The following is a 26,158-nucleotide window of genomic DNA, read 5'->3' on the forward strand; positions in this document are numbered from 1 at the left end:
GCCGTTGTTTTTATTTAATGAAGCGGTTTTTGCTGATTGACTTTGCTTGGCGGCATCTGCACTTGTCCCTGCATAGGGGCAAATGTAGATGTCATCGCCTGCATATCTTGCGCTGTAAGCTGCGGAACTTGATAATAGCTATGTTTGTTTTGATATAAGAAAATTTCATACGCCATTTCAATAAAGTTCGGGATTTGCGCTGCAAGCACACGTCGTACCACAGGGTTTGTGACCTCTAATGCAGTCATTGAGAGTAATCCAGCATGAGATTTCACGAGACCAAGCATATGTCCTGTAATTCCCGCATCTTTTACATCTTGTAATGACTGATTTGGCTTTTTAGGCTGAGATGGTTTTATTCCGTATGTCACCTGCGTCTGTTCTTTCATCATATAAGTAGATGTTTCTTCACTAGGCTTTTGACCAGTAGAAAAGCAATCTACCGTGACGTTGTACTGGGACAATACAAATTGATATTGTCGATCTAACATGTCGGATAATGCGGGATCTTGGATAAATTGCCGAAAGATCATGTATTGATCCAAAATATTAATGGTCCCTGCCAATACCTCATGTAAATCAAATAACTCATGCCCGCCATGATTGAATTGGGGCTGCTGGGCATGTCCTTGAACGTTTGTCTGCTGATCGTTTTGCATAAAGAATCCTCCTTCTGTTTATACAGTCTGTTTTAATGTGAGGAAGTTTTCCTCCTTTCATGCAAAAAACATTATTTACAATTAGAGGGTTTTCTTCCTTTTTGTCGAAAAAATGTATCAGACGAATGAACATGGGGGTACCAGATGCAGGACAAAATCATTAATCGTTTGATAGAAGACGAACATGTGCAGGCACCAGTGATTGGCATCGGTGTTTCGCCGTTTGAACAGCATCATCTTGAGGCTTTTTTTCAATCATTTCCGCAGGAATTAAATGCCTCTTTTATTGTTGTGCAAAATCATGTGACAGGCGATTGTGTAACTGATTTGGAAGCACTTGTTTTACCGATTGGCTACCGAGCAAAGCCGATTAAGCATGGTGAGAAAGTCATGAAAAATACGATTTATTTTTGTCCGCAGCATGCAGCTGTGACATTGACAGAAGACAAACGGCTACACATAACAGAGCAGCATCCTACGAACAAGGCGTGTGCTGTGAATTCGTTGTTTCAGTCACTTGCCAGTGTGCAAAAGGAAGAGGCCTATGCGATCTTTTTTCAAAAAGGCTATTGTGTAGGAAGTGGTTTGCTTCAAATCGTTGAGCAAGGCGGTACAGCCTTATCGTGCAGTGAGACAAATAGTGGGTTTGATCGTATGTATCATCAAACATTTCAAGACCCTTCTGCACTTGCGTCATATATAGCCAACATCATCAACATTCCGCATACAGATGTTGCAGATCCTGTTTTGATCAGAATGATTGAACGTCTTGAAATGCATAAAGGAATTGCTTTTTCAACCTATGAGAAGCGCAGGCTGCTCTCTGTCATTCAAAAAAGAATGAGGAGTGCGAACCAATCGATCTCCTTATTGTCCGAGTATGATCGTTTATTAGAGAGAGAACCAGATGAGCTTGATCGCCTGCATGTACAGCTTTTAAGCGGAACGACTTCCTTTTTTAGAGATATGGAAGCCTTTCGAGTATGTGAACATCACATCATTCCGTCGATCATTGAAAACACAATGAAAAATGGGAAATCTCGATGCCGCATTTGGATTGCAGGATGTTCTACAGGTGAAGAAGCCTATTCTTTTGCGATGTTATTTTTAGAAGAAATGAAACGAAGACAAGTGTCCATTGAACTTCAAGTGTTTGCAACAGACATCAACCGGAAAGCCATCCAAAGTGCAAGCAAAGGTGTTTATTCGCTTGAGTCTATGGCACGGATGCCAGAAAAATGGAGGGCGCGATATTTCGAAAAAAAAGGTGACGCTTTTATTGTGAAGCAGTCGCTTAGAAAACATATTGTCTTTGCTCCTCACAATTTATTGATTGATTCACCTTTTATCCACCTCGATTTTATCAGTTGCCGAAATGTTCTGATGTACTTCCAGCCAGAAGTACAAAAACGAGTCTTATCTCGATTCCAATATGCACTAAAGGATCAAGGGATGTTGATATTAGGACCGAATGAAAAGGTACCCAATATCCCTCGTTTATTTCATTTGTTAAATGAAAAGTGGAACATTTACACCCACTCAAACGTTCCTAAATACAATGCAGGTCGTACGGAGTTAAAAGAACGAGCTGTCCAATATATGAAAGAAGTAGAGCAGGAGTATGATGCATGTTTCATCATAGACGATTGCGAGCAAATTCTCGCGATATCAAACGGTGCCTATTCTTTCTTAGCGCATGCAGAAGTCTCAGATGAATTATGTGAATATGTAACCCCTGATTATATGAAAGAGATACTAAGTCAAAGCTTTCAAAAGGTGTGGACTGAAGAGACTGAGGTTGTCTTTCAACATGTCCTCATTTCGGAAAATGACAGAAAGCAGTATGCTGATTTTACAGTGAAACATTTTGATCGCCGTTTTAAAGGAGTATACGTCATTCTCATTCGGATGAGTGAGAGAGGAAAAAATCAAAAGAACGGCAGGGACAAAGGGATGTCAGAGCAGAATTCGGTTTATCAACAGCGAATTGTCGATTTAGAAAATGAGCTCAATGAGGTCAAACAAAAGGAGCAAGAAGCAAGGGCTCAATTAAAAGAAAAAAACAAGCAAATAGAAGTGCGCGAGAAAACAAACGAGCATTTTATTAATATCATAAACAACTTAAAGGTGACAAGAGAAGAACTGTACCGGCCGTCTGTGAAGCCGGAACTTGCCACGTTGTTTGTGGACCGGGAAATGAATATTCGCTATCACACTCCTACAGCTGCCTCTTTATTTACTTCAGCTCAAACCCGGCACCAGCAAACTTTTCAGTCGATGGTGAAGAAGCTATCGAAGGAAATGCTCTATCATGATATTCAATCTGTCATTTCAGATAGGCGCGTGATCGAACGTGAAATTGAAACGAACGAAGGAGAACAATTCACGGTTCATATGACGCCTTTCTATGATCAAGATCGCGAGGGAGCAGTGATGACCTGGATCAAAATGACCGAAATGACGAAATTGAAGCAGGCTCTTCATCTTGCGGTGACAGCACTTGATAACAGCCATATTCATATTGTGGTTGCAACAGGAGAAGGTGTCATTCAGTGTGTCAACCAGCGCTTTTGTCAGTTTGTACAGCAGCATGAATATGACTTGATCGGAAAAGATATTTTTTCTGTCTATTATGCGTTGTGTCAATGTGATGATCTAGCGAAACAATGGGACGTGTGTTTAAGAGAAGGCAGCTGGACAGGTGAGTTGTATTTTCAGGACTTATCAGGGCGTGAGCGATGGGAAAGAGTCTCTTTACACCGAATCGATGACCCTGACAAAATGCAGTCTACTGTCATGCGGATTTCAGAGGATATTACAAGTCAAAAACAGTCTGAGAAAATGCTGATGAAGTCTGAAATGCTGTCAGCAGTTGGACAGCTTGCAGCTGGTATTGCCCATGAGATACGTAACCCACTTACGTCGTTAAAAGGCTTTTTACAGCTAATGATTCAAAGTAAAAAGTATCAGAAGGATTATGCCGATGTGATGATGTCAGAGTTTAATCGGCTTGAGTCTATTATTAACGAGTTCCTTGTGCTCTCTAGAAGCAAATCTGTTAAATTTGAACCGGTGAATGTGAATCTTCTGCTCGAAGAAGTCATTATGGTCGTTGAATCTCAGGCGGTCTTAAAAGGAGTGTCGATTCAAAAGAATCTGGCGCCCTCTCTGCCACATATTCAAGGCATTCCAAATGAACTAAAACAAGTGTTCCTTAACATTCTTAAAAATGGAATTGAAGCGATGGATGGAGTAACAGGTGTGATCCAAGTGACTTCATTATTGAAAAACGACCAAATGATGCTGATATTTGAAGACCAAGGAAAGGGCATACCAGAAGACGAGATTGGGAAATTAGGTGAACCTTTTTACACAACGAAAGAAAAAGGCACGGGTCTTGGATTAATGATGACCATTAAGATTATTGAAAGCCATGGCGGTACCATTCGTTTTGAGAGCAAAAGCTTTGAAGGGACACGTGTGATTATTACGTTTCCAAGTAATTGAGATCAGCTTTACATGAAATCCATCCATTCTCAATAATTGCTTTGTACAATAGAAGAGATGAAGTTCAAAGGGGAGAAATCTAATGAAACGTATACAATCCATTCGAATGGTCTGTTGTTTGATTTTGGTGATATTTAGTCTGCAATCTTTACTGCCTAGTATGATGACAGCTGAGGCGTTTTCTTCTTCTGAGAAAAAGGAGACTTTATGGAAACAAACAAAGCCGATGAACATAAAAAAAGCCCGAAAACTGATAGGAGAAACGGTAACGGTGAGCGGAATCGTAACAGCAGATCAATCCGCTATAGGGAATGGGAAACTATCAACATATATTCAAGACAAAACAGCTGGTCTCAATATTTATTCTGCGCAGCCGAAGAATTTTCCAGAACTGAAAGCAGGCATGAAGGTCACGGTGACTGGCAAGGTGACGACTTATAAAGGGCTCGTTGAAATTGTGCCAGATCAAGATCGTCTGAAGATAGATGCTGTGAATCAGCCATTGCCTTCGCCAAAGAAAGTTTCCATTAAACAATTGGAATCGGATCAGGCAAGCAAATATGAAGGAAGATTAGTGAAGGTAAAAGGCTATGTAGAACAAGCGCCAGATCAGCCAGCTGGCGGTGGATACAATGTGGTCATCATCGATAAAAAATATCATAGCACAGTTCTTAGAGTCATGGTTGATACGGGTGCCATTGATCAAGTGAAGACCGGAAAATGGTATGAGTTTACTGGCGTTTTAAGCAGATATGATACGCTGCAAGTACTTCCAAGACACAAAACCGATGTCAAATTGCTGAAGCACCAGCCAAAGCCGCCAAAAATCAAAAAAGAATATGAGGCAACGGTAGATCGTGTTGTGGATGGAGATACCATTCATTTGAAGAAGCCTGTGCTCGGCACAACAAAGGTACGCTTCGTGAATATGGACACACCAGAAACCTACCACCAGCCCAAAAATGAATTAGATCAAAACCAGCTGCGCTTTGGACAAAAAGCGACGGATTATTTAAAAACGCTTCTTTCAAGTGGTGATCGAGTCACATTAAAGATTGGCCCGGAAGCAAAGGATGGATATGGACGTCTTTTAGCTCAAGTCAAAACCAAAAAAGGGCTGAATACGAACCTAGAGCTTGTGAAAAAAGGATATGCCCCTACTTATTTCATTTGGCCTGTTGGAGATGAAAAAGAGTATCGGATGTTCCAGCAAGCAGTGAAAGATGCCAAGGAAAAAGGGCTTGGTATTTGGAATGAAGAAGATCCTCTGCTAGAACAGCCGTTTGAATTTAGAGCACGCGAGCAGAAAAAAGGGCTCACACGTTATGTGGGGGATTCATCTGCAAAAACCTACGTATCACCTGACAGCTGGAATGAGATCGATGTGGATAAACGTATCTTTTTTGCTTCTAAAGAAGAAGCAGAGCAGGCTGGATATCAGGCGTCAGCATCAACCCGTGAAGTTCCATTAACCATTTTAAGCATGAATGATTTACATGGGAAAATTGATCAGCAATATGAGCTGGATGTAAAAGGTGATGGCAGTAAAGGAACATATGGACGGATGGATTATGTGGCGGCTTATATAAAACAAAAGCAAGCTGCGCAAAAAAATACACTGACAGTTCATGCAGGAGATATGATAGGCGGAAGCTCGCCGGTTTCTTCTCTTTTACAAGATGAACCAACCGTTGAACTAATGGAGAACATCGGCTTTGATGTTGGGACTGTCGGCAACCATGAGTTTGATGAAGGTGTAGATGAATTATTGCGCATCTTAAAAGGTGGAGATCACCCGAAAGGCACAAAAGGATACGATGGGCAGAACTTCCCGCTTGTTTGTGCAAACTGCGAATACAAGGACACTGGCAAACCACTTTTACCGGCCTATGAAATCATGGATGTCGAAGGAATTCCTGTGGCTTTTATCGGGGTAGTGACAACATCAGCGGCAGGAATGGTCATGCCAGAAGGAATTAAAGATATTCAATTTACTGATGAAGTCAAAGCTGTCAATGAAGCAACGAAAGAATTAAAGCAAAAAGGGATTAAAGCGATCGCAGTTCTGGCTCATATGACCGCCTCTCAAAATGGTGATACCATTACTGGAGAAAGCGCAAGGCTCGCCAAAGAAGGTGATGACGAAATTGATGTCATTTTCGCTGGCCATAATCACGAAGTGGTCAATGGAGAAATGAATGGAAAATTAATTGTCCAAGCCTTTGAATACGGAAAGGCAATTGGAGAAGTCAATGTCACACTTGACCGGAAAACAAAGGATATTGTCAAAAAGAGTGCAAAGATCCAGTATGTAGACCAGGCTGGTATTGAAAAGGATCAGGAAGCAGCGGACATTTTAGCCCATTACGGAAAAGAAGTGGAGCCGATTATTAGTGAGGTGGTTGGAGAAGCTGGCGTCAAGATGGAAGGTGGCTATTCCAATGATGGTGATACACCACTTGGCAACCTCATTGCGGATGGCATGAGATATTCAATGAAAAGTGACTTTGCCATGATGAATGGCGGCGGTATCAGACAAAATCTCGAAAAAGGACCCATTACTTGGGGAGACCTCTTTAATATTCAGCCATTTGGAAATGTGTTAGTAAAGCTGGACATCAAGGGGAAAGATTTAGTTGATATCATTGAAGCTCAAATATCTCCTCAATTTGGACCGGATTATAGCATTTCAGGCTTTTCTTATTCGTACAATCCGTTAACATATAAAGTAGTCGACTTAAAACTGCCTGATGGTTCTTCCGTTGATTTCGATAAAACGTATACACTCACAGTGAACAACTTCATGGCGACTGCCACTGGAAGTAAGTATGCACCGATTGGGCGGCTAGGGAAAAATCCGGAAACAGGCCCAGAAGATTTAGAAGCAACGGTCGCTTTTGTAAAGAGCTTCGAGGGAGCTTCTATTGTGTATCAAAAAGAGGGCCGAATTCAACAAGCGAAACAAGAAGAAAAGGCAGCAGCAAGCTAAAGAATCATCAGCAAAGACAAAGGAGTTAACGCATGAAAAAATGGCTTGCAGTGATTGTCATGTCAGCGGGAATTGTGGTGCTTGGCTGGGGAATCTGGCAAATGGCTTCTACTCACCTACAAACAGCACATTCTTTAGAGGAAGCAAAAAAGGTCGTAGAAACTGATCAAGGGATGACGAAGGAAAAATTTTCACCTGAAATGGGGAAAGCCTCTGGCATCCTGACCATTCCGAAATTAAAAGCCGATTTGCCGATTGTTGAAGGGACAGATGCGGACGACCTTGCCAAAGGCGTCGGTCATTATAAAGGCAGTTATTACCCTGATCAAAATGGACAAATCGTTTTGTCGGGACACAGGGATACGGTCTTCCGCCGGACTGGTGAACTGGATATTGGGGATCAGCTGAAAATCACTGTACCGTATGGTGAGTTTGTTTATGAAATTACGCATACGAAAATTGTGGATCAGCATGATACATCCATTATTACCTTACAAAATAAAAAAGAAGAGCTTGTGTTAACCACATGCTATCCATTTCATTTTGTCGGCAATGCACCAGAGCGGTACATTATTTATGCGAAAAGAGCATCTGTCTAACGTCAAAAGAGCCTGTATGATCAGGCTCTTTTTCTACATATTGTCCATTAATTCAGCCATATCAGGTGGAAGCGGTGCTTCTATCGTCAGCTTTTCACCTGTGAATGGATGGTTCATGTCTACTTGTTTGGCATGAAGGGCGCATCTGTTTATCAGGTCACGCTTCCCGCCATATAATGTATCGCCAGCTAAAGGATGCCCGAGACTGCTAAGATGGACCCGAATTTGATGCGTTCTGCCTGTTTCTAATCGAAGCTTAACGGCCGTCATCTGTAAACGTTTATTGAGATGGAAGACCTCATAATGAGTCTTGGCGCTTTGACCAGTAGGAGAAACCCTCCTTCTGACGGCATGGTGTTTATCACGTCCAATGGCTGCTTGGATCGTTCCTTTCTTTTTCTTAAACAGTCCTTGTGCGATGGCAAGATACGTTCTGTTAATCGCTTTTTTTGAAAGCATTTGATCGAGTACAGCATGTGCCAACCTGTGTTTGGCAAAAATAACGGTGCCGCTTGTGTCTTGATCCAGCCTATGTATATGTCTGACCCGCTTTTCTTCTCCATTTGCTTGAAAATGGAAAGCGACTAGGTTCGCCAGCGTACCTGTTTGTCCTTTTTCATTTGGATGCGTCGGCCTTCCAGCAGGCTTTTGGACAACTAATAAATGCTCGTCTTCAAAGAGTACCTCTAATTCACCGTATTCTGGCGTCACATCACTTTCTTCCGTCTCAAATAAATCAATGAGAATCTGATCACCTGTACTCACTTTTGCAGCATGGTGGGCAGGTTTTTGATTGAGACGGACTTTTTGGTGCTCCATCCAAAAATGGATAATCGGTTTAGAGGCAGACACTTCGTCTTTTAAAAATTGACTTAAGGAATTGCCATTTTGATGCTCACCTACTTTTAGGGAGAGCGTGTGTCCTTTTATGATCATGATATTCGTCCTCTCTTTGGGTATATATAGGAAACACTTACCTTAGCGAATGACTTTTTTTCTGTGCTATTCTGAATGGAGTAATAACGACAGAGAGGTAGATGCCACGTGAGATTAATGAAAGCTGCGACAGACCTTCAAGAGCAGGCAATTGAAGAAGTATCAAAGGAAATTGAAGATCTTTTATCCCATTCTGTCAATGGAGAAGCGCAGGAAAAACAACCCCCGCTTACATTCATTGATGGTGTGTATAACGGGACAATGGATGATGCTTTTCGTATCTTATCAGGTCTTCAGCTATTACATACCATTATTTTAAAGCCGAAGCGACATATCACAAAACGAGATCGTGAGTTATTTGAACTCAACCGTGAACAAATTAATGCGTGCGGCTTTTCTTTCCCGTTTGATTTAGATGATTTTGCAGGCCGTCACCTTCAAAATGCGTAAAAGTTGGTGTGAACTTCCTTGTTAACTTACAAGGTCGTCGCACATACTATTTTTAAGGGAACGGAGAAACCTTCAAGATCTGTAATACCAATTCCGCTCTTTTTCAACAATGTCTATTCTCCACGAATCGGAGCGCTTGGATCTCTTGCAGAAAGAATCGAACATGACAGGAGCCTGACAAAACGATGCAGGCTCCTTTTATACATAATCATTTTAGCAGACATTCATCTTTGAAAGTCAATTTTATTCACGATATGATAGCAGTATGGAAGATATTTCAGACTTTCGGAAAAAAGGAGTGGCCTCTTTGGTAAAGGCGATTATATTTGATTTTGATGGATTAATTTTAGATACAGAAACACATGAATATGAGGTTCTGCAGGAAATGTTTGCGGAGCATGAATCGGAGCTGCCTCTGTCTGTATGGGGAAATGTGATTGGAACGCAGGCAGGTTTTAAGCCTTTTGAATACTTGGAAGAGCAGTTAGGAAAGACATTAGATCATGAGGCACTCACAGAAGACCGGCGTTCACGTTTTCAAAAGAGAATGAAGGACGAAGCAGCAAGACCTGGTGTAGAAGCTTATTTAGAAGCGGCAAAGGAGCTTGGAATTAAGATTGGACTTGCTTCCAGCTCAGATTATAAATGGGTGTCTGATCACCTGAAAAAAATTGGACTTTTCGATTACTTCGAATGTATCCGCACGTCAGACGATGTGGAAGAAGTGAAACCTCACCCAGAACTTTATTTGCAAACCGCACAATGCTTAGGCGTTGAGCCAAAAGATTGCGTGGCATTTGAGGACTCTGTGAATGGGTCAATCGCTGCCAAACGAGCGGGTATGAAATGTGTCATCGTGCCAAATAAAGTGACGAGCACACTGCAGTTTGAAGAATATGACGCGAGATTAGAATCCATGGCTGAAATCGAATTGCTCCAGCTATTCCATCAGCTTGAAAAAGAGGATCAGTAAGGGGGCAATACATCATGGCAGAAAAACTAGATTTAACGCGATTTGAAAAAAGAATGGTGATTCGAAATATTAGAGAAGAAGATATCGACCGAATCATCGCATTGCAAGAGGTATGCTTTCCAGGCATGGACCCTTGGAAAAAAGAGCACCTTGAAAGCCACCTTGAACATTTCCCAGAAGGCCAGTTCTGTGCGGAATTCGAGGGAGAAATCATTGGCTCATGTTCAAGTTTATTAATTAACTTTGATGAATACGATGATCGTCACACATGGCAGGACATCACAGATGATGGATATATCACAAACCATAATCCAGATGGGATGAATATGTACGGAATTGAAGTAATGGTCAGTCCTGAGTACCGCCGGATGAAAATCGGTCATCGTTTATACGAAGCAAGAAAAGACTTAGCGAGAAGATTAAATTTAAAAAGCATCATCATTGGTGGACGTATCCCGAATTATCATAAATATCAAGAGGAAATGACGCCTCGCCAATATGTAGAGCAAGTCATGCTGCACCAAATTTATGATCCTGTGCTATCTTTTCAGCTGTTAAATGAATTTAGCCTGATGCGGATCAATCCGAATTACTTGCCGGATGATAAAGCTTCCAGCACGTACGCAACGCTAATGGAATGGAACAATGTCGATTATCGCCCGCAATCGAAAAGATATTATAAATCGGCGTTCCCAGTACGTATTTGTGTCATTCAATATGCAATGAAGCAAATTCATTCCTTTGAGGAGTTTATGAATCAAGTGGAGTATTACGTGGATGTGGCATCAGATGCGTCAGCTGACTTTGCCGTTTTCCCGGAAATCTTTACAACCCAGCTTATGTCATATTTAGAAGAGAGATCACCAAGTCTAGCAGTGCAGCGGATCACAGAATATACCGAGGACTACATCAATTTGTTTACAGATCTCTCGGTCAAGTACAACATTAATATCATCGGTGGTTCTCATTTCGTTGAAGAGGAAGGGAAAATCTATAATATCGCCTATTTATTTAGACGTGATGGAACGATTGAAAAGCAATATAAGTTGCATATCACGCCGAATGAAAGAAAATGGTGGGGGATTTCAGCTGGTGACCAAGTCCGGGTATTTGATACGGACTGCGGTAAAATTGCGATCCAAATTTGCTACGATATTGAATTCCCTGAGCTTGCTCGAATTGCAGCTGACAAAGGAGCGAAAATTATTTTCACTCCATTCTGTACAGAAGACCGTCAAGGCTATTTACGAGTGCGTTACTGTGCGCAGGCGAGAGCGGTTGAAAATCAGATATATACGGTCATTTCTGGAACAGTCGGAAACCTTCCGCAAACAGAAAACATGGATGTCCAATATGCACAATCAGCCATCTTTGCACCATCTGATTTTGAATTCGCAAGAGATGGCATTGTAGGGGAATGCAACCCGAATATTGAAATGGTGGTTGTCGGTGATGTCGACTTAGAAATATTAAGAAGGCAGCGTCAAGATGGGACGGTTCGTCAGCTGAAAGACCGAAGAAGAGACGTGTACCATATTGAATATAAGAAATAATCAAAACAAGCGCCCCGCAGTTATGCGAGGCGCTTTTCTGTATGTTTACATTTTCTTTAATGCGAGTGTAGCAAAGTGGGCAATGCTTTTGGCAGCTAAAAATGGAACGTCTGATTTGACAAGAGATTGATAAATCGTTTTTTCTACTTGTTTCCATGTAAGAGCAGGCTCTTCTAAAAGATTTTTTAAATCAGGTCCTACATGCTGGTTGAAAAACTGCTCAAATTGTTCACGTTTTTCTTGTCCGGCAATCACTTCTAATTTTTGTAGCCACTTTTCTTGTTTTTGGAAAGATTGTTCGATGTTTTGTTTAATGGTGTCTGTTGTTGAAGGAAGCTGAAAATCACTTTCTGCTGTCACCTGCTTCGTTTGAATAGATGCAGCATCAGCTGTTTGTGTAATAGGTGAAGCGAATAAAAGGACAGTGGTGGAGAGCATCAAAGATTTTGCGATTGTTTTCATTAAGAAAACCTCCTAGTTCATTTAGTATTGTGCACGAGATTTATTATACATTTTTGTTAAAATAAGGTAATGAGACTTACCGCTTATTTTTTCATGCGACAAAGGGATGCCAAATGAAAAGACGAATATACTGAATGGAAATGATGTTTTACAAAGGGAGAGGGATATGGGGCGACAATCTAAACATCTGTATATCAATTTGCCGGTTAAGCATGTAAATGAGTCAAAGGCTTTCTTTGAACAGCTGGGTTTTGACTTTCAACAAGAACTGACGAATGAACATGCTGCTTGTTTTGTGATGAATGAGACGATCACAGTCATGCTGTTATCACTTAAGCATTTCCAATCCATTTCAGAGAAGGAATTGGTAGATGCCAGAAATGGCGCAGAGGTCATTATCTCTTTACAGGTCGAGACGAGGGAAGAGGTTGATGAGCTTGTAGAGCGTGCGATCGCAGCTGGTGGTTCACCGTTTAAGGAAAAACAAGACCATGATTTCATGTATGGCTGGAGCTTTCAGGATCGTGATGGTCATTTATGGGAAGTGTTTTATATGGATGAGGAGAGAAGCGACCTTTCATAAGGGTGCTTCTTTTTTATTGATGATCAGTGGTATGATAAGAGGGTAAAAAAGAAGGAATTCATCTAGAGAAAAGTAGGTGCTGCATGGAGTTTTTACTTGTCTTAATGCCAGTGTTCGGCATATTCCTTATAGGGTATATTGGGCAGAAGACAATTGGTTTTGATATACATACGCTCTCATCAATGTCTTTATATTTAATGTCACCATTTCTTGCGTTTGAAACCTTTTATCAAAATAAAGTATCGATGGACTATGTGTACTTATCAATATTTGTCGTAGGGCTTTGTCTTTCACTTGTTTTATGTGTCTTCATTTTATCTCGAATTTACGGGTATTCGAATGAAACGTATTGCGCCATGATTTTGTCATCAGCATTTATGAATAATGGAAATTACGGCACGCCTGTTGTCCTTCTTGTTTTTGGAGCAGCTGGTTTAGATATTGCGATTGTGCTAATGGTCCTTCAGCAGCTCGTCATGAGTACGATCGGCATGTATTATGCAGCAAAAGGTGGAGAGGACGCGGGAGACTTGAAGGTCGTTCTAAAAAAAGTGCTGCGTATGCCTGTTGCTTACGGGGCTCTTCTTGGTCTATTATTTCAGCTCATTGACCTTTCATTACCTAAAGAGCTTATGACAGGTGTTCAGCTGGTCGGGGATGCAGCGATACCAACGATTATGCTGATTTTAGGTATGCAGCTCGCAGTGATTTCTTTTAAACAAGTGGATTATCGTAATATTTCCTATGCGGTGCTGCTGAAGCTGTTTATCTCACCACTCATCGCCTTTGGTTTTACGCTTATTTTACCGGTAGATGATTTGGTGAAACAAATTATGATTTTAGTTGCAGCGATGCCGACAGCGGCGAATACAACGCTGATGGCTGTGCAATTTCGAACGAAGCCTGAGTTTGTCTCAAGCACGACGTTTCTCAGTACGATTTTAAGTATTGTGACTTTACCTGTTTTATTATGGATTTTATCCATGCACCCTCTGGGATAGGGGACGGCAAACAAAGGGGGACTTATGAATGAATGTAGATGTTCATTTTCAAGTAAGTGATGTGTTAAAAACGAAGCATTTTACACATGCGAAAGTGTTAGCGGGGGAAAAGGGATTGTTTCGGCAGGTAAAATGGGTACATGTACTTGAAGTGCCTGCTGTAGAGGATTTGTTAAACGGAGGCGAGCTGATCTTAACGACGGCCGCAGGCTTCCATGATCAATTGGAAGTCTTTCAGGCGTTTTTAAGACAGTTGATTGACTCAGGTGCGGCTGGCTTGTGTATTGAATTTGTACCGCTCCGGTTTGATGTGCCAGAAGAACTGATTATTTATGCAGAAGAACGTGATTTTCCGCTTATTTTGTTTACAAAAGAAGTGAAGTTCGTCAATATTACACAGCATCTCCATACGATGATGATTGAGCGTCAGTATCAGATGATGGCGGATTTAGAAACACTGTCGTCCAAGTTGAATGAGCTTTTATTGACTCCTCATCCGCAGATGGATATTTTGGATCAAGTGTATCAGCATGTGAGAGGGATACTACTGCTGATCCCTGTTCAAGGTGAGCCGATTATTTTATGTGATTCTTCCAAACAAACAGAAGAGCTGGTGATGAATTATTTGCAATATGCTTCATTACCAAAAGGATATGAAGTGACGCAAAAACAAGTCCTTGCACTCAAACAAACCTTTGCAGACCTCGTCCTCATTCATCAATCGAACACACTCTCGGAATTTGAACTGCTTGTGATGGATAAAGGAGCGAATGCCCTTGCCCAGCAAACTTTAAGAGAGCTGTATACAGAAGAGCTGAAGAAGACAAAAGAGAATGAATGGCTGCAAAAATGGTTTCATGAAGATCATACAGAAAGAGAGATCATAGAACACCTTGAGGAGACAGAAGGGCTGAAAAAACCGACCGGCTGTGTGGTGATGCTCTTTCAAAAAAACCACCAAATAGAAGAAATCGCAGGGAATCTTTATTTTCTTGTCTCTTGCCGTTCTATTTTTCAGCGTGCTGGTTTCTATTTGATTGTGTACGAGCATCAAGGACAAACCTTATTTATTTTATTGAATACAAGAAAAGTTGAGGACTGGAAAGAGCGTGCAGAAAAAGCGGCAAACGACATCACGCAATTATATGACCGTGAGAAGCCCGGCGAGGCAGTCATCAATTATGGAATCGGTTCATATTGTGAGCAATTTCAACACATGAGAAAAAGTTTTCAAGCAGCGAAAGAAGTGCTGCATTTAAAGAAAGTGATGCCGCAACGGATAAAAAGCCCATTTTATGAAGATTTACATATGCTTCGGTTGATGCCTGTCATGAAAGAAAGCGGGTTATTAGAATGCATGGTGAAAGAGTATTTAGAGCCGGTGATTTTATATGATAAACAAAATAGCGGCAGGCTCTATCAGACGCTGAATATCTTTTTACAGACAAACGGTTCTAAAAAAGAAACCGCAAGCCAGCTCTATATTGTGAGGCAGACGCTTTATCACAGATTGGATAAGCTTCATGCTTTACTTGGTGAGGATATGATGCAAGCGCCAAAACGTCAAGCGCTTGAATTTGCGATCCTTGCTTATGAATTTTTACAGGGGAATCGCCATTAACGGTATATGTTAGATTTTGCCGAGGGATCAAGTAGAGTGTCTCATGGTTCTTTTCAATCAGTTGACGATCTGTCTAATGTAATGTGTCTGGCCCCTTTTTTATAATGAGAGTAACGACACGGGCGGTCTTGTTTCAGTTTCATATGCCTCACTTTTATCCATATAATGAATGGAGAGGTCATATGCAGGACCGGTTTAAGCTTCTTTGATGATGAAAACGGATACATGGGGGCGTGGGAAGATGAAAACACATAACGCACAAGATCTTCAGGCGAAAGATGATCAGTTCATTTGGCATCATATGAAAGGGACAAACAAAGAAAATGAAAGTATGGTGATTCATGAGGCAGAAGGCGCATGGGTGACAGATATTCATGGAAATCGCTATTTAGACGGAATGTCAGGACTATGGTGTGTCAATGCCGGATATGGACGTAAAGAGCTTGCAGAAGCGGCGTATAGGCAATTAAATACGATGCCTTACTACCCACTGACACAAAGCCATGTGCCAGCGATTCAGCTGGCTGAGAAGCTCAATGAATGGCTAGACGGGGACTATGTGATCTTCTTTTCTAACAGTGGTTCTGAAGCGAATGAAGCGGCATTTAAGATTGCCAAACAATATCATGCGCAAAAGGGAGAGAGTACACGAACAAAATTCATTTCCCGATATCGATCGTATCACGGCAATACAGCAGCAGCTCTTGCCGCAACGGGTCAAGCGCAGCGTAAGTACAAATATGAACCGTTAGGACAGGGGTTTATCCATGTCGCACCGCCTGATATGTACCGGCACCCTGAAGATCAAGAGAGCTTGGCAAGTGCTGATGCAATCGATCAAGCAATGACGTGGGAATTAAGTGAGACCATTGCTGGCGTCATCATGGAGCCGATGATTACAGGAGGCGGTATCTTAATGCCGCCAAAAGGATATTTGAAGAAGGTGAAAGAAATCTGTGAAGATCATGGGGCGCTCCTCATTGTGGATGAAGTCATATGCGGCTTTGGCCGGACAGGAAAGCGGTTTGGATTTATGCATGAGGAAGTGAAGCCAGATATCATCACCATGGCAAAAGGGATCACAAGTGGATATTTACCGCTATCTGCAACGTGCGTAAAACGAGACATTTATGAAGCGTATGCAGGAGAAGATACGTATGACAGGCTACGGCATGTGAATACATTTGGCGGTCACCCTGCTTCCTGTGCGGTTGCGCTTGCTAACCTAGAGATCATGGAAAACGAGCAATTAGTGGAGCGGTCACGCACGCTTGGCCAAGACATGCTCGAACGTTTGCAAGAGTTAAAAGAGCATCCATTTGTCGGTGATGTGAGAGGAAAAGGTCTGCTGTTTGGGATTGAGCTTGTGCAGGATCAGGCGTCAAAAAAGCCAGCTGATCCAAGTGTAGTCGGTCAATTGATTGCAGAATGTAAAAAGCGGGGATTGATCATCGGGAAAAATGGCGATACAGTGGCTGGCTATAATAACGTGGCACAGCTCGCACCACCGCTAAATATCACTGATGAAGACGCCTCATTCATTATTCATACTTTAAAAGAAAGCATGGCACAATTATAGCAGAGATTTCTCTGCTTCAGATTGTTGACAAAGGGCTAAAATATTATTTATTTTAGCCCTTTGTCTTCTTTTCAGCGTGATAGAAAATCTTTGCAGCCCTAGGAAGGGTGAGCACCAGCACGCAGGACTGACAAAGAATGCGAGGATTTGCCTACACGCTGTAGCAGAGAGGTTTCTCTGCTTTTTTCTATGCCCTGAAAGGATCAGGTTTTGATCGATTTGCTAGGCTGAATGGTCAATGGGCACACTAGGTGTATTGAAAAAAACATGTGATTCTATTACTGTAAGGAGAAGATAGAACCAATACACACGAGAAGGAGACGGCATATGAGTTTTCATGATCAACCCATTCTACCTGCTGTTCGCAATATGAAGCAATTTGAGGAATTTTTAAAAAGTCCATTTACATATGGGGTCTTACTAGATGTTCATTTAGGGCGGCTTAAGGGCATCATGAATGAGGCGAATGCGCATCATAAAAAAATGTTTGTCCATGTCGATCTCATTCACGGAATCAAACATGATGAGTACGGAACGGAATTTATTTGTCAGGAAATGAAACCAGCTGGCATTATTTCTACTAGGTCTTCTGTCATAGTGAAAGCCAAGCAGAAAAAGGTATATGCCATCCAGCGAATGTTTTTACTTGATACAAGTGCGATGGAAAAAAGCATGGAGTTTGTCGGAAAACATCGTCCAGATTTTATTGAAGTATTGCCGGGTGTCGTGCCAGATTTAATTACAGAAGTGCGCGAAAGAGCTGGAATACCAATATTTGCAGGAGGATTTATCCGAACAAAAGAAGATGTAGAAAGGGCGCTTGCAGCAGGGGCGACAGCTGTCACCACATCGAATACAGAGCTTTGGAAAGCATTCCAAAAGTGAAAAAGATAAAATGTGAAAATTGATTGACAACGTTTTCATCCTCTGATACTATAGCACTAAGTTAATATCATGTGATGGAGAAATGGAGATCCACAACGACGCTTTACTAGGTGACAAATGACCCTGATGTAAAGTATGTTTGTTGTGGATCTTTTTTTCTGTATCTTTTCTACACATTTATAGGGGATGGCAACTGAACCAGAGGAGGAATTTTTCATGACACCATTTTGGGGTGAAGTCGTTGGTACAATGCTTCTGATTATTTTTGGAGGCGGTGTGTGTGCGGCAGTCAGTTTAAAGAAATCGCTCGCTTATCAGTCCGGTTGGATTGTAATCGCTTTCGGATGGGGATTTGCAGTAGCGATTGCAGCTTATGCCACTGGAGGAATCAGCGGTGCACATTTAAACCCGGCGCTGACAATAGGTCTTGCATTAGAAGGAAGTTTTCCTTGGGCTGATGTTCCAATGTATATTGTCGGTCAAATGCTTGGCGCATTACTCGGAGCTATTATTGTCTTCTTACATTACTTACCGCACTGGAAAGCGACAGACGATCCAGGTGCAAAACTAGGCGTATTCTCAACTGGTCCTGCGATTCCGCATACTTTTGCAAACGTGCTCAGTGAAGTCATTGGTACATTTGTATTGGTGGTAGGAATTTTAGCGATTGGTGCAAATAAATTTGCAGACGGAGTCAATCCGTTGATTGTTGGTTTCTTAATTGTTGCGATTGGTCTTTCATTAGGTGGTACAACTGGTTACGCAATTAACCCTGCACGTGATTTAGGTCCAAGAATCGCACATGCCATTCTGCCGATTCCAGGTAAAGGTCCATCAAATTGGAAATATGCTTGGGTTCCTGTTGTTGGTCCAATTTTGGGCGGTGCATTTGGCGGTGTTTTCTATAATGCAGCCTTTAAAGCGAACGTCACACCAGCCTTTTGGATTGTAAGCGTTATTTTAGTTGTGGTATTGTTAGGACTCTATGTTTCTACGAAAAACCAGACAAATGCTGTCAATGAAAGTATGTAAGGGGAGGAAAACACCATGGCAAAAGAAAAATATATTCTCGCATTAGATCAAGGGACAACAAGCTCAAGAGCGATCTTATTTGATCAAGAAGGTAAAATTGCACATACAGCTCAGAAGGAATTCAATCAATATTTTCCGAACCCAGGCTGGGTAGAACACAATGCAAATGAAATTTGGAGCTCTGTTCTATCAGTTATTTCAACTGCTTTAATCGAATCAGGAATTGAAGCAGATCAAATCGCCGGTATCGGAATTACGAACCAGCGTGAGACAGCTGTTGTTTGGGATAAACATACAGGCGCACCTGTTTACAATGCAATTGTTTGGCAGTCACGACAAACATCGGGTATATGTGATGAGCTAAAAGCGCAAGGACACGATGAAACGTTTAGAAATAAAACGGGTCTACTCATTGATGCTTATTTCTCAGGTACTAAAGTGAAATGGATTTTAGACAATGTCGAAGGTGCTCGTGAGAAAGCAGAAAATGGTGACTTGCTGTTTGGCACAATTGATACATGGCTCATTTGGAAAATGACTGGCGGGCAATCACACGTGACAGATTATTCAAATGCATCAAGAACGTTAATGTTCAATATTTACGATCTGAAATGGGATGAAGAACTACTTGATATCTTAGGTGTTCCAGCTTCCATGCTGCCAGACGTCAAACCATCATCACACATTTATGGTGAAACAACAGACTATCACTTCTTCGGTAAAAATATTCCGATTGCAGGAGCGGCAGGAGATCAGCAGTCTGCGTTATTCGGCCAGGCTTGCTTTGAAGAAGGAATGGCGAAGAACACATATGGTACAGGATGTTTCATGTTGATGAATACAGGGGAAAAAGCAATTAAGTCGGATCATGGATTGTTAACGACGATTGCATGGGGCATTGACGGCAAAGTTGAATATGCTTTAGAAGGAAGTATTTTCGTTGCTGGCTCAGCGATCCAGTGGCTGCGTGATGGACTTAGAATGTTTAAAGACTCAAAAGACAGTGAAGCTTATGCTGAGCGCGTTGAGTCAACAGACGGCGTATATGTCGTACCAGCATTCGTTGGTTTAGGCACACCATATTGGGATAGTGATGTCCGAGGCGCTGTATTCGGTTTAACACGCGGCACTTCTAAAGAGCACTTTGTTCGTGCAACGTTAGAATCACTTGCTTATCAAACGAAAGATGTTTTAGATGCGATGGAAAAAGATTCAAACATCTCACTTAAAACATTGCGCGTCGATGGCGGGGCTGTAAAGAATGATTTCTTAATGGGCTTCCAAAGTGATTTGCTCGATGTACCAGTAGAACGTCCAGAAATTAATGAAACGACGGCACTCGGTGCGGCCTATCTTGCGGGAATAGCAGTTGGCTTCTGGAACGACCGTTCAGACATTGCAAAACAATGGAACCTTGACAAGCGCTTTGAACCTAAAATGGAAGAAGACAGCCGTGACTCGTTATACAGCGGGTGGAAAAAGGCTGTAAAAGCAGCTCAAGCTTTCAAATAAACAAAAAGTATGGTATACTTCAAGTAAGTTAATAGAACGGTTGGAGAACTGGAGAGACCGCAAGCACCGAAGTGTAGAAATACGCTTTGGGTGTTTGCGGTCTCTTTTTCTTTACCGTACAACATGGGAGGAACAAGAGATGACTTTTTCTAGCTTAGAAAGAGAACAAATGCTTCAGGACATGACAAAAAAACCATATGATGTGTTTATCATTGGTGGGGGTATTACAGGCGCTGGTACAGCACTTGATGCGGCTTCACGCGGAATGCGTGTCGGTCTTGCGGAAATGCAGGATTTCGCAGCGGGTACGTCTAGCCGCTCAACGAAACTAGTGCACGGTGGACTTCGTTATTTAAAACAATTTGAGGTGAAAATGGTCGCAGAGGTCGGTAAAGAGCGTGCCATCGTATACGAAAACGGTCCTCATGTGACAACGCCAGAATGGATGCTTCTTCCGATGCATAAAGGCGGGACATTCGGTAAGTTTTCAACTTCAATTGGACTTAGAGTATATGACTTTTTAGCTGGCGTTAAGCATAGTGAACGCAGAAGTATGCTAAGTGCGAAAGAAACACTTGCAAAAGAACCGCTTGTGAAAAAGGATGGCTTAAAAGGCGGGGGCTACTATGTTGAATACCGTACAGATGATGCACGCCTGACAATTGAAGTCATGAAAGAGGCTGTGAAATTCGGGGCAGAAGCGGTCAACTATGCGAAAGTAAAAGAATTTATTTATGATAAAGGCAAAGTTGTCGGTGTTGTCATTGAAGATGTCAGAACACAGAAAACATACGATGTATATGCGAAAAAAATCGTCAATGCGACAGGTCCATGGGTCGATCAGCTAAGAGACAAGGACCACTCAAAAGAGGGGAAACATTTACAGCATACAAAAGGAATTCACTTAGTATTTGATCAATCTGTTTTCCCATTAAAACAAGCAATCTACTTTGACACACCTGATAAACGAATGGTCTTTGCGATTCCAAGAGAAGGAAAAACGTACGTGGGAACAACAGATACCGTTTACAAAAAACAGCTGGAACATCCGCGTATGACAAAAGCAGATCGTGATTACGTGATCAAAGCCATTCAATATATGTTCCCAGATCTTAACATTACAGAGAAAGACGTTGAATCTAACTGGGCTGGTCTTCGTCCACTCATTCATGAAGAAGGAAAAGATCCTTCAGAAATTTCTCGTAAAGATGAGGTATGGACATCATCTTCAGGCTTAATTACGATTGCCGGCGGTAAATTAACAGGTTACCGTAAAATGGCTGAACACATTGTGAATCTTGTACGTGATGGACTGAAAGAGGAAACTGGAAAAGATTTCGGACCATGTAAAACGAAACATATGCCAATTTCAGGTGGGCATGTAGGCGGTTCGAAAAATATGGCATCCTTTGTTCAAGCGAAAACGGCAGAAGGAGCATCCGTTGGTTTGACAGAACCGATTGCACAAAAATTAGCTGAGAAATATGGCTCAAACGTCAGCAATGTCTTCAAGCGTGTAGAGCAGCTTCAAGGGGAAGCAGACAAACGAAACATTCCCGCATATGTTTTGGCTGAACTTGTCTATGCGATCGAAGAAGAATTGGCTGTAACACCTGTCGATTTCTTCTTGAGAAGAACAGGCAGCCTATTATTTAATATCAATTGGGCAAAAACGTATGCACAGCCTGTTGTTGACTATATGGCAGATCGTTTTGGCTGGGATGAAGCGACAAAACAGAAACATCAAACTGAATTAGACCGACTATTCCATGAAGCAGTCGTACCGCTTGATGCTGAATAAGTAAAAAGCCGATCGTGTATCGGCTTTTTTTATTTTGTTCATCGTTTTTTCATATGTTCATGATATAACATGACATGAAGGATAATTCCATATAAAATAACAGTAGATGTTATTTTATTGATGATAAGAGCTGGGAGGACGACCATGAGTTGGAATACGAATTATGAGCGTTGGATCAATGAGAAGCACCTGGATACTGAACTAAGGGAATGGCTGGAGGCACATCAAGATGATCATCAAGCGCTTGAAGACTGCTTCTACAAAACCCTTGAGTTTGGTACTGGAGGAATGCGCGGAGAAATTGGTGCTGGAACGAACCGAATGAATGTTTATACTGTTCGAAAAGCATCTGCTGGTCTTGCTGCGTATATTGCAGCACATGGAGAGGATGCAAAAAAAAGAGGTGTCGCCATTGCCTATGATTCACGCCATAAATCTCCTGAATTTGCGATGGAAGCGGCCAAAACACTTGCTTCACATGGCATTCAAACATACGTATTTGACGAACTGCGTCCGACACCAGAACTCTCTTTTGCAGTTCGAGAACTGAATGCCTTTGCAGGGATTGTTGTGACAGCAAGTCACAATCCGCCAGAATATAATGGCTATAAAGTTTATGGAGAAGATGGAGGCCAAATGCCCCCATTTGAAGCAGATCAAGTCATTAAAGAAGTAGATGCCATCGAAAATGAATTAGCCATTTCAGTGGAATCAGAAGAAGTATTGAAGCAAAATGGTTTGATCCGCATGATTGGTGAAGAAATCGATCAAGCGTATATGGAAAAATTAAAAACCATTCGTGTGCACCCTGAGCTTGCAAAAGAAGTCGATGTCAAAGTGGTGTTTACCCCGCTTCACGGGACGGCGAATAAACCTGTCCGAAACGGACTTCAGGCCTTTGGTTATGAGCATGTGACGGTTGTACCTGAACAGGAAAAACCAGATCCGCAATTCTCGACGGTCACATCTCCAAATCCAGAGGAGCATGCCGCTTTTGAATACGCCATCAAGCTTGGCAAAAAGCAAAATGCTGATATGTTGATTGCGACAGATCCAGATGCAGATCGATTAGGTATCGCTGTGAAAAATCACGATGGAGAATTTACCGTTTTGACGGGCAACCAAACAGGCGCCTTACTACTTCATTATTTATTATCTGAAAAACAAAAACTAGGTCAGCTACCGCCTCGCCCCGTTGTGATGAAAACGATTGTGACAAGTGAGCTTGGGCGTGCTGTTGCCTCAGCATTTGGAGCTGACACGATTGATACGCTCACTGGCTTTAAATTTATCGGAGAAAAAATCAAGCAGTTTGAAGAAAGCGGAGAATACACGTTTCAATTCGGCTATGAAGAAAGCTACGGCTATTTGATCGGTGATTTTGCACGAGATAAAGATGCAGTTCAAGCTGCGTTATTAGCAGTTGAAGTCGCAGCCTTTTATAAGAAACAAGGGAAGTCATTATACGATGCGCTTGTTGATATTTTTAAGGAATTTGGATTTTACAGAGAAGGCTTAAAGTCATTAACCTTAAAGGGGAAAGTAGGAGCAGAGCAGATTTCTGCTATTCTTCATACCTTTAGATCAAACCCGCCAGCTTCTATCGCTGGTCAGCGCATTACGATCATTGAGGATTATCAATCAAGTCAAAGGCACCTTGTGGCTGAAAAGAAAGAAGAAACGATTCATCTGCCGGCATCAAACGTCCTGAAATATTTCCTTGAAGATGGCTCATGGTTTTGTTTACGACCTTCTGGTACGGAGCCTAAAGTCAAATTTTATATTGCAGTCAAAGGCACATCGTTAACAGACAGCGAAGAAAAGCTGAAACACTTATCAGAAGAAGTCATGAAAGTCGTCTATGACATTGTGGAAGAAACAGCTAAATAAAACATCACAAAGCCATCATGTCATGCATGATGGCTTTTTCTCAGTCAAAAGGATGAGAAAAAATCATCCTTTTTGAGAAAGAGCCGCACAGATGCTCATGGTATAATCAACATATTGATAAGAGAGGTAGTAAAAGCCGGGGGTACACACGATGGGAGATTACCAAGAAAAAGTCAAAACATTAAAAACGTTAAAAGAAATTGCTGAAAAGCTAAATGAAGGGATGGAAATGAAGGAAACGCTTCATGAAGTGCTTCATATGCTTATGGAAGTGACAGGCTTTCAAACAGCATGGATTTATTTTATAGAAGAAGACGGATCGTATGAACTAATGGCAGAAGTATGCTTACCTGAAGCGTTGGCAAAGGATCGAAAGCAATTGATGTGTCAAAACGATTGCTATTGCATCAACCGCTACACGAAAGGCTCACTGCAATCAGCGACCAATATCATCAATTGTAAACGGATTGAAACGGCGATTGAGCAAAAGCTTGGAGATACAGAAGGAATTACCCATCATGCAACCGTTCCGCTCCAAGCATGTAAGCGTACGTTTGGATTATTAAATGTGGCGGCAAAAGGGAAGGTCACATTTACACAGGAGGAGCTGAATCTGCTTGAAAGTATTGCACTGCAAATTGGTACGGCTATTCAGCGCATGAAGCTTGTGCAAAATGAGCAGCAGCATGCACTTTTAGAAGAACGAAACCGACTTGCGCAGGATTTACACGATTCTGTGAATCAAATGCTGTTTTCCGTGAGTTTGACTGCAAAGGCAGCGCGTCAAATGACAAGTGATCAAAAATTAGGTGAAATGATTGATTTTATTCAGCATTTATCACAAGATGCCCTCATTGAAATGCGATCACTCATCTGGCAGTTAAGACCAAAAGGACTTGAAAAAGGATTTACGACAGCGATTGAAGAGTATGCACAGCTTTTAGGTCTAAATTGTTCATTGTCTTTATCAGGCTGTATGGAAATAGATCATTCAAAGCACGAGACCTTATTTCGCGTATGCCAAGAAGCTCTAAATAATTGCCAAAAGCATGCGGGTGTTGAGAAAGTAGAGGTCAAACTGGAGCAATCAGGAGATACGTTTGGTATGAAAATCATCGATCAGGGAAAGGGATTTCAGTATGATGAACAAATGAGTCTTCCTTCACTTGGATTGAAAGGGATGGCTAAACGTATTCGTAGGGTGGGAGGTACATTATGTATCAACTCTGAGCTAGGGAAAGGAACCACGATTCATGTGAAAGTCCCATTTTCTCAAGAAAGGAAGGGATTGTCATGAGAGTAGTCATTGCAGATGATCATCATATTGTCAGAAAAGGGCTGGTCTTTTTCTTGCAAACCCAGCCAGATGTAGACATCGTTGGTGAAGCATCCAATGGAGAAGAGGCACTACAGGTAGTGAGGCAGACAAAGCCTGACATTGTCTTGATGGATCTCTCTATGCCTGTAATGAATGGGATTGAGGCAACAAAGCAAATGACACTCGACATGCCGGAAGTCCGCATTGTCATCCTGACAAGCTATGCAGATAAGGACTATGTCATCCCTGCTATCCAAGCGGGAGCGAAGGCTTATCAGCTCAAGGATGTAGCACCTGAAAAGCTTCTCACGACAATGATTGAGGTGCAAAATGGTACGTACCAGCTAGATGGTCATATTACAGCGTTTCTTGTCCAGCACCTAACAGAACCTAAAGAGCAAAAATGGACATTGATGAACGAACTGACCAATAGAGAACGTGATGTCTTATTTGAAATCGCAAAAGGGAAAAGTAACAAAGAAATCGCCTCGGCGCTTTTTATTTCTGAAAAGACTGTGAAAACTCACGTGTCTCATGTGTTATCAAAGTTAGAGCTGGCAGATCGAACTCAGGCCGCTCTATATGCGGTAGATTATCAAAAAAATCAGCCGAAAGAGCTGTTGTAAAAGAAGAGCATATACAGTCTATATGAATGGTGGACATTCCAAAAGACTTCATGAGTATTTCTCATGAAGTCTTTTCTTTTTTATGAAAGACGGTTAGTAAAAGGCTGAAAAGAAAACAAAGAGCTAAAATAAAGTTCATTCTAGCCCTATGTCAACAATCTGAAAGGCAGAAAATCAGCCTT

Annotated in this window: 20 protein-coding genes; 17 read left to right on the forward strand and 3 right to left on the reverse strand. The window is 41.7% G+C overall.

Annotated elements, in window-relative coordinates:
* Nucleotides 1-14 precede the first annotated feature (14 nt).
* Nucleotides 15-659, reverse strand: coding sequence for a spore coat protein (locus NSQ11_RS04665; protein WP_251185308.1), 645 nt, complete (start codon nt 657-659; stop codon nt 15-17).
* A gap of 144 nt (nt 660-803) precedes the next feature.
* Here NSQ11_RS04665 and NSQ11_RS04670 point away from each other — a divergent pair, with 144 nt between their 5' ends.
* The 3 genes from NSQ11_RS04670 (at nt 804) to NSQ11_RS04680 (ending at nt 7,754) form a co-directional block, all read left to right on the forward strand.
* The gene (locus NSQ11_RS04670) at nt 804-4,166 is read left to right on the forward strand and encodes a CheR family methyltransferase (RefSeq protein WP_251185309.1); all 3,363 of its coding nucleotides are present in this window, start codon (nt 804-806) and stop codon (nt 4,164-4,166) included.
* A gap of 82 nt (nt 4,167-4,248) precedes the next feature.
* On the forward strand, nt 4,249-7,155 hold the full coding sequence (locus NSQ11_RS04675; protein ID WP_052321071.1) for a 5'-nucleotidase C-terminal domain-containing protein: 2,907 nt from the start codon (nt 4,249-4,251) through the stop codon (nt 7,153-7,155).
* Between the two features lie 32 nt (nt 7,156-7,187).
* On the forward strand, nt 7,188-7,754 hold the full coding sequence (locus NSQ11_RS04680; protein ID WP_024719945.1) for a class D sortase: 567 nt from the start codon (nt 7,188-7,190) through the stop codon (nt 7,752-7,754).
* Between the two features lie 33 nt (nt 7,755-7,787).
* On the opposite strand, the gene NSQ11_RS04685 is transcribed toward NSQ11_RS04680, so the two are convergent.
* Complete coding sequence (locus NSQ11_RS04685) at nt 7,788-8,690, reverse strand: RluA family pseudouridine synthase (protein ID WP_048003244.1); 903 nt, start codon at nt 8,688-8,690, stop codon at nt 7,788-7,790.
* A gap of 108 nt (nt 8,691-8,798) precedes the next feature.
* Here NSQ11_RS04685 and NSQ11_RS04690 point away from each other — a divergent pair, with 108 nt between their 5' ends.
* The 3 genes from NSQ11_RS04690 (at nt 8,799) to NSQ11_RS04700 (ending at nt 11,666) form a co-directional block, all read left to right on the forward strand.
* The gene (locus NSQ11_RS04690) at nt 8,799-9,140 is read left to right on the forward strand and encodes a DUF5365 family protein (RefSeq protein ID WP_048003243.1); all 342 of its coding nucleotides are present in this window, start codon (nt 8,799-8,801) and stop codon (nt 9,138-9,140) included.
* A 307-nt stretch (nt 9,141-9,447) separates the two neighbouring features.
* A complete protein-coding gene (locus NSQ11_RS04695; protein WP_017360360.1) occupies nt 9,448-10,113 on the forward strand; it encodes an HAD family hydrolase in 666 nt (221 codons plus the stop codon).
* Nucleotides 10,114-10,127: 14 nt separating this feature from the next.
* Entirely contained in the window at nt 10,128-11,666 is a 1,539-nt protein-coding gene (locus tag NSQ11_RS04700) for a bifunctional GNAT family N-acetyltransferase/carbon-nitrogen hydrolase family protein (protein WP_007497061.1), read from the forward strand.
* Nucleotides 11,667-11,711: 45 nt separating this feature from the next.
* Here the strand turns inward: NSQ11_RS04700 and NSQ11_RS04705 are convergent, their stop codons facing one another.
* Complete coding sequence (locus NSQ11_RS04705) at nt 11,712-12,128, reverse strand: hypothetical protein (RefSeq protein WP_025207006.1); 417 nt, start codon at nt 12,126-12,128, stop codon at nt 11,712-11,714.
* A gap of 166 nt (nt 12,129-12,294) precedes the next feature.
* On the opposite strand from NSQ11_RS04705, the gene NSQ11_RS04710 reads away from it, so the two are divergent.
* The 11 genes from NSQ11_RS04710 (at nt 12,295) to NSQ11_RS04760 (ending at nt 25,976) form a co-directional block, all read left to right on the forward strand.
* Nucleotides 12,295-12,711, forward strand: a complete 417-nt coding sequence (locus NSQ11_RS04710; RefSeq protein WP_008349030.1) for a VOC family protein — start codon at nt 12,295-12,297, stop codon at nt 12,709-12,711.
* Between the two features lie 83 nt (nt 12,712-12,794).
* Nucleotides 12,795-13,712: an AEC family transporter gene (locus NSQ11_RS04715; protein WP_007497064.1), complete on the forward strand. Its 918-nt coding sequence runs from the start codon at nt 12,795-12,797 to the stop codon at nt 13,710-13,712.
* Between the two features lie 28 nt (nt 13,713-13,740).
* Nucleotides 13,741-15,333, forward strand: a complete 1,593-nt coding sequence (locus NSQ11_RS04720) for a PucR family transcriptional regulator (protein ID WP_017360358.1) — start codon at nt 13,741-13,743, stop codon at nt 15,331-15,333.
* A gap of 241 nt (nt 15,334-15,574) precedes the next feature.
* Nucleotides 15,575-16,912 (forward strand): aspartate aminotransferase family protein, encoded by a 1,338-nt coding sequence (locus tag NSQ11_RS04725; protein ID WP_017360357.1) that lies wholly within the window; start codon nt 15,575-15,577, stop codon nt 16,910-16,912.
* A gap of 327 nt (nt 16,913-17,239) precedes the next feature.
* Complete coding sequence (locus tag NSQ11_RS04730) at nt 17,240-17,797, forward strand: glycerol-3-phosphate responsive antiterminator (protein ID WP_017360356.1); 558 nt, start codon at nt 17,240-17,242, stop codon at nt 17,795-17,797.
* Between the two features lie 216 nt (nt 17,798-18,013).
* Nucleotides 18,014-18,829, forward strand: a complete 816-nt coding sequence (locus NSQ11_RS04735; RefSeq protein ID WP_008349011.1) for an MIP/aquaporin family protein — start codon at nt 18,014-18,016, stop codon at nt 18,827-18,829.
* A 15-nt stretch (nt 18,830-18,844) separates the two neighbouring features.
* On the forward strand, nt 18,845-20,341 hold the full coding sequence (gene glpK, locus NSQ11_RS04740) for a glycerol kinase GlpK (RefSeq protein WP_007497075.1): 1,497 nt from the start codon (nt 18,845-18,847) through the stop codon (nt 20,339-20,341).
* Nucleotides 20,342-20,480: 139 nt separating this feature from the next.
* Nucleotides 20,481-22,142 (forward strand): glycerol-3-phosphate dehydrogenase, encoded by a 1,662-nt coding sequence (glpD, locus tag NSQ11_RS04745; protein ID WP_341109169.1) that lies wholly within the window; start codon nt 20,481-20,483, stop codon nt 22,140-22,142.
* A gap of 144 nt (nt 22,143-22,286) precedes the next feature.
* Nucleotides 22,287-24,032, forward strand: coding sequence for a phospho-sugar mutase (locus NSQ11_RS04750; RefSeq protein ID WP_341109170.1), 1,746 nt, complete (start codon nt 22,287-22,289; stop codon nt 24,030-24,032).
* A 151-nt stretch (nt 24,033-24,183) separates the two neighbouring features.
* Complete coding sequence (locus NSQ11_RS04755) at nt 24,184-25,329, forward strand: GAF domain-containing sensor histidine kinase (RefSeq protein ID WP_048001775.1); 1,146 nt, start codon at nt 24,184-24,186, stop codon at nt 25,327-25,329.
* Nucleotides 25,326-25,976: a response regulator transcription factor gene (locus NSQ11_RS04760; RefSeq protein WP_342501286.1), complete on the forward strand. Its 651-nt coding sequence runs from the start codon at nt 25,326-25,328 to the stop codon at nt 25,974-25,976. The genes NSQ11_RS04755 and NSQ11_RS04760 overlap by 4 nt, the downstream gene beginning before the upstream one ends.
* Nucleotides 25,977-26,158 lie beyond the last annotated feature (182 nt).

Source organism: Bacillus sp. FSL W7-1582, from assembly GCF_038593325.1.
Lineage (GTDB): Bacteria > Bacillota > Bacilli > Bacillales > Bacillaceae > Bacillus > Bacillus altitudinis.

Bases quoted from the DNA above. Each gene is read 5' to 3' on its own strand.
- NSQ11_RS04720 (WP_017360358.1), top strand. From the start codon at position 13,741: ATGAATGTAGATGTTCATTTTCAAGTAAGTGATGTGTTAAAAACGAAG.
- NSQ11_RS04725 (WP_017360357.1), top strand. From the start codon at position 15,575: ATGAAAACACATAACGCACAAGATCTTCAGGCGAAAGATGATCAGTTC.
- NSQ11_RS04710 (WP_008349030.1), top strand. From the start codon at position 12,295: ATGGGGCGACAATCTAAACATCTGTATATCAATTTGCCGGTTAAGCAT.
- NSQ11_RS04675 (WP_052321071.1), top strand. From the start codon at position 4,249: ATGAAACGTATACAATCCATTCGAATGGTCTGTTGTTTGATTTTGGTG.
- NSQ11_RS04730 (WP_017360356.1), top strand. From the start codon at position 17,240: ATGAGTTTTCATGATCAACCCATTCTACCTGCTGTTCGCAATATGAAG.
- glpD (WP_341109169.1), top strand. From the start codon at position 20,481: ATGACTTTTTCTAGCTTAGAAAGAGAACAAATGCTTCAGGACATGACA.
- NSQ11_RS04750 (WP_341109170.1), top strand. From the start codon at position 22,287: ATGAGTTGGAATACGAATTATGAGCGTTGGATCAATGAGAAGCACCTG.
- NSQ11_RS04760 (WP_342501286.1), top strand. From the start codon at position 25,326: ATGAGAGTAGTCATTGCAGATGATCATCATATTGTCAGAAAAGGGCTG.
- NSQ11_RS04670 (WP_251185309.1), top strand. From the start codon at position 804: ATGCAGGACAAAATCATTAATCGTTTGATAGAAGACGAACATGTGCAG.
- NSQ11_RS04680 (WP_024719945.1), top strand. From the start codon at position 7,188: ATGAAAAAATGGCTTGCAGTGATTGTCATGTCAGCGGGAATTGTGGTG.
- NSQ11_RS04755 (WP_048001775.1), top strand. From the start codon at position 24,184: ATGGGAGATTACCAAGAAAAAGTCAAAACATTAAAAACGTTAAAAGAA.
- NSQ11_RS04735 (WP_008349011.1), top strand. From the start codon at position 18,014: ATGACACCATTTTGGGGTGAAGTCGTTGGTACAATGCTTCTGATTATT.
- NSQ11_RS04685 (WP_048003244.1), bottom strand. From the start codon at position 8,690: ATGATCATAAAAGGACACACGCTCTCCCTAAAAGTAGGTGAGCATCAA.
- NSQ11_RS04715 (WP_007497064.1), top strand. From the start codon at position 12,795: ATGGAGTTTTTACTTGTCTTAATGCCAGTGTTCGGCATATTCCTTATA.
- NSQ11_RS04700 (WP_007497061.1), top strand. From the start codon at position 10,128: ATGGCAGAAAAACTAGATTTAACGCGATTTGAAAAAAGAATGGTGATT.
- NSQ11_RS04665 (WP_251185308.1), bottom strand. From the start codon at position 659: ATGCAAAACGATCAGCAGACAAACGTTCAAGGACATGCCCAGCAGCCC.
- NSQ11_RS04705 (WP_025207006.1), bottom strand. From the start codon at position 12,128: ATGAAAACAATCGCAAAATCTTTGATGCTCTCCACCACTGTCCTTTTA.
- glpK (WP_007497075.1), top strand. From the start codon at position 18,845: ATGGCAAAAGAAAAATATATTCTCGCATTAGATCAAGGGACAACAAGC.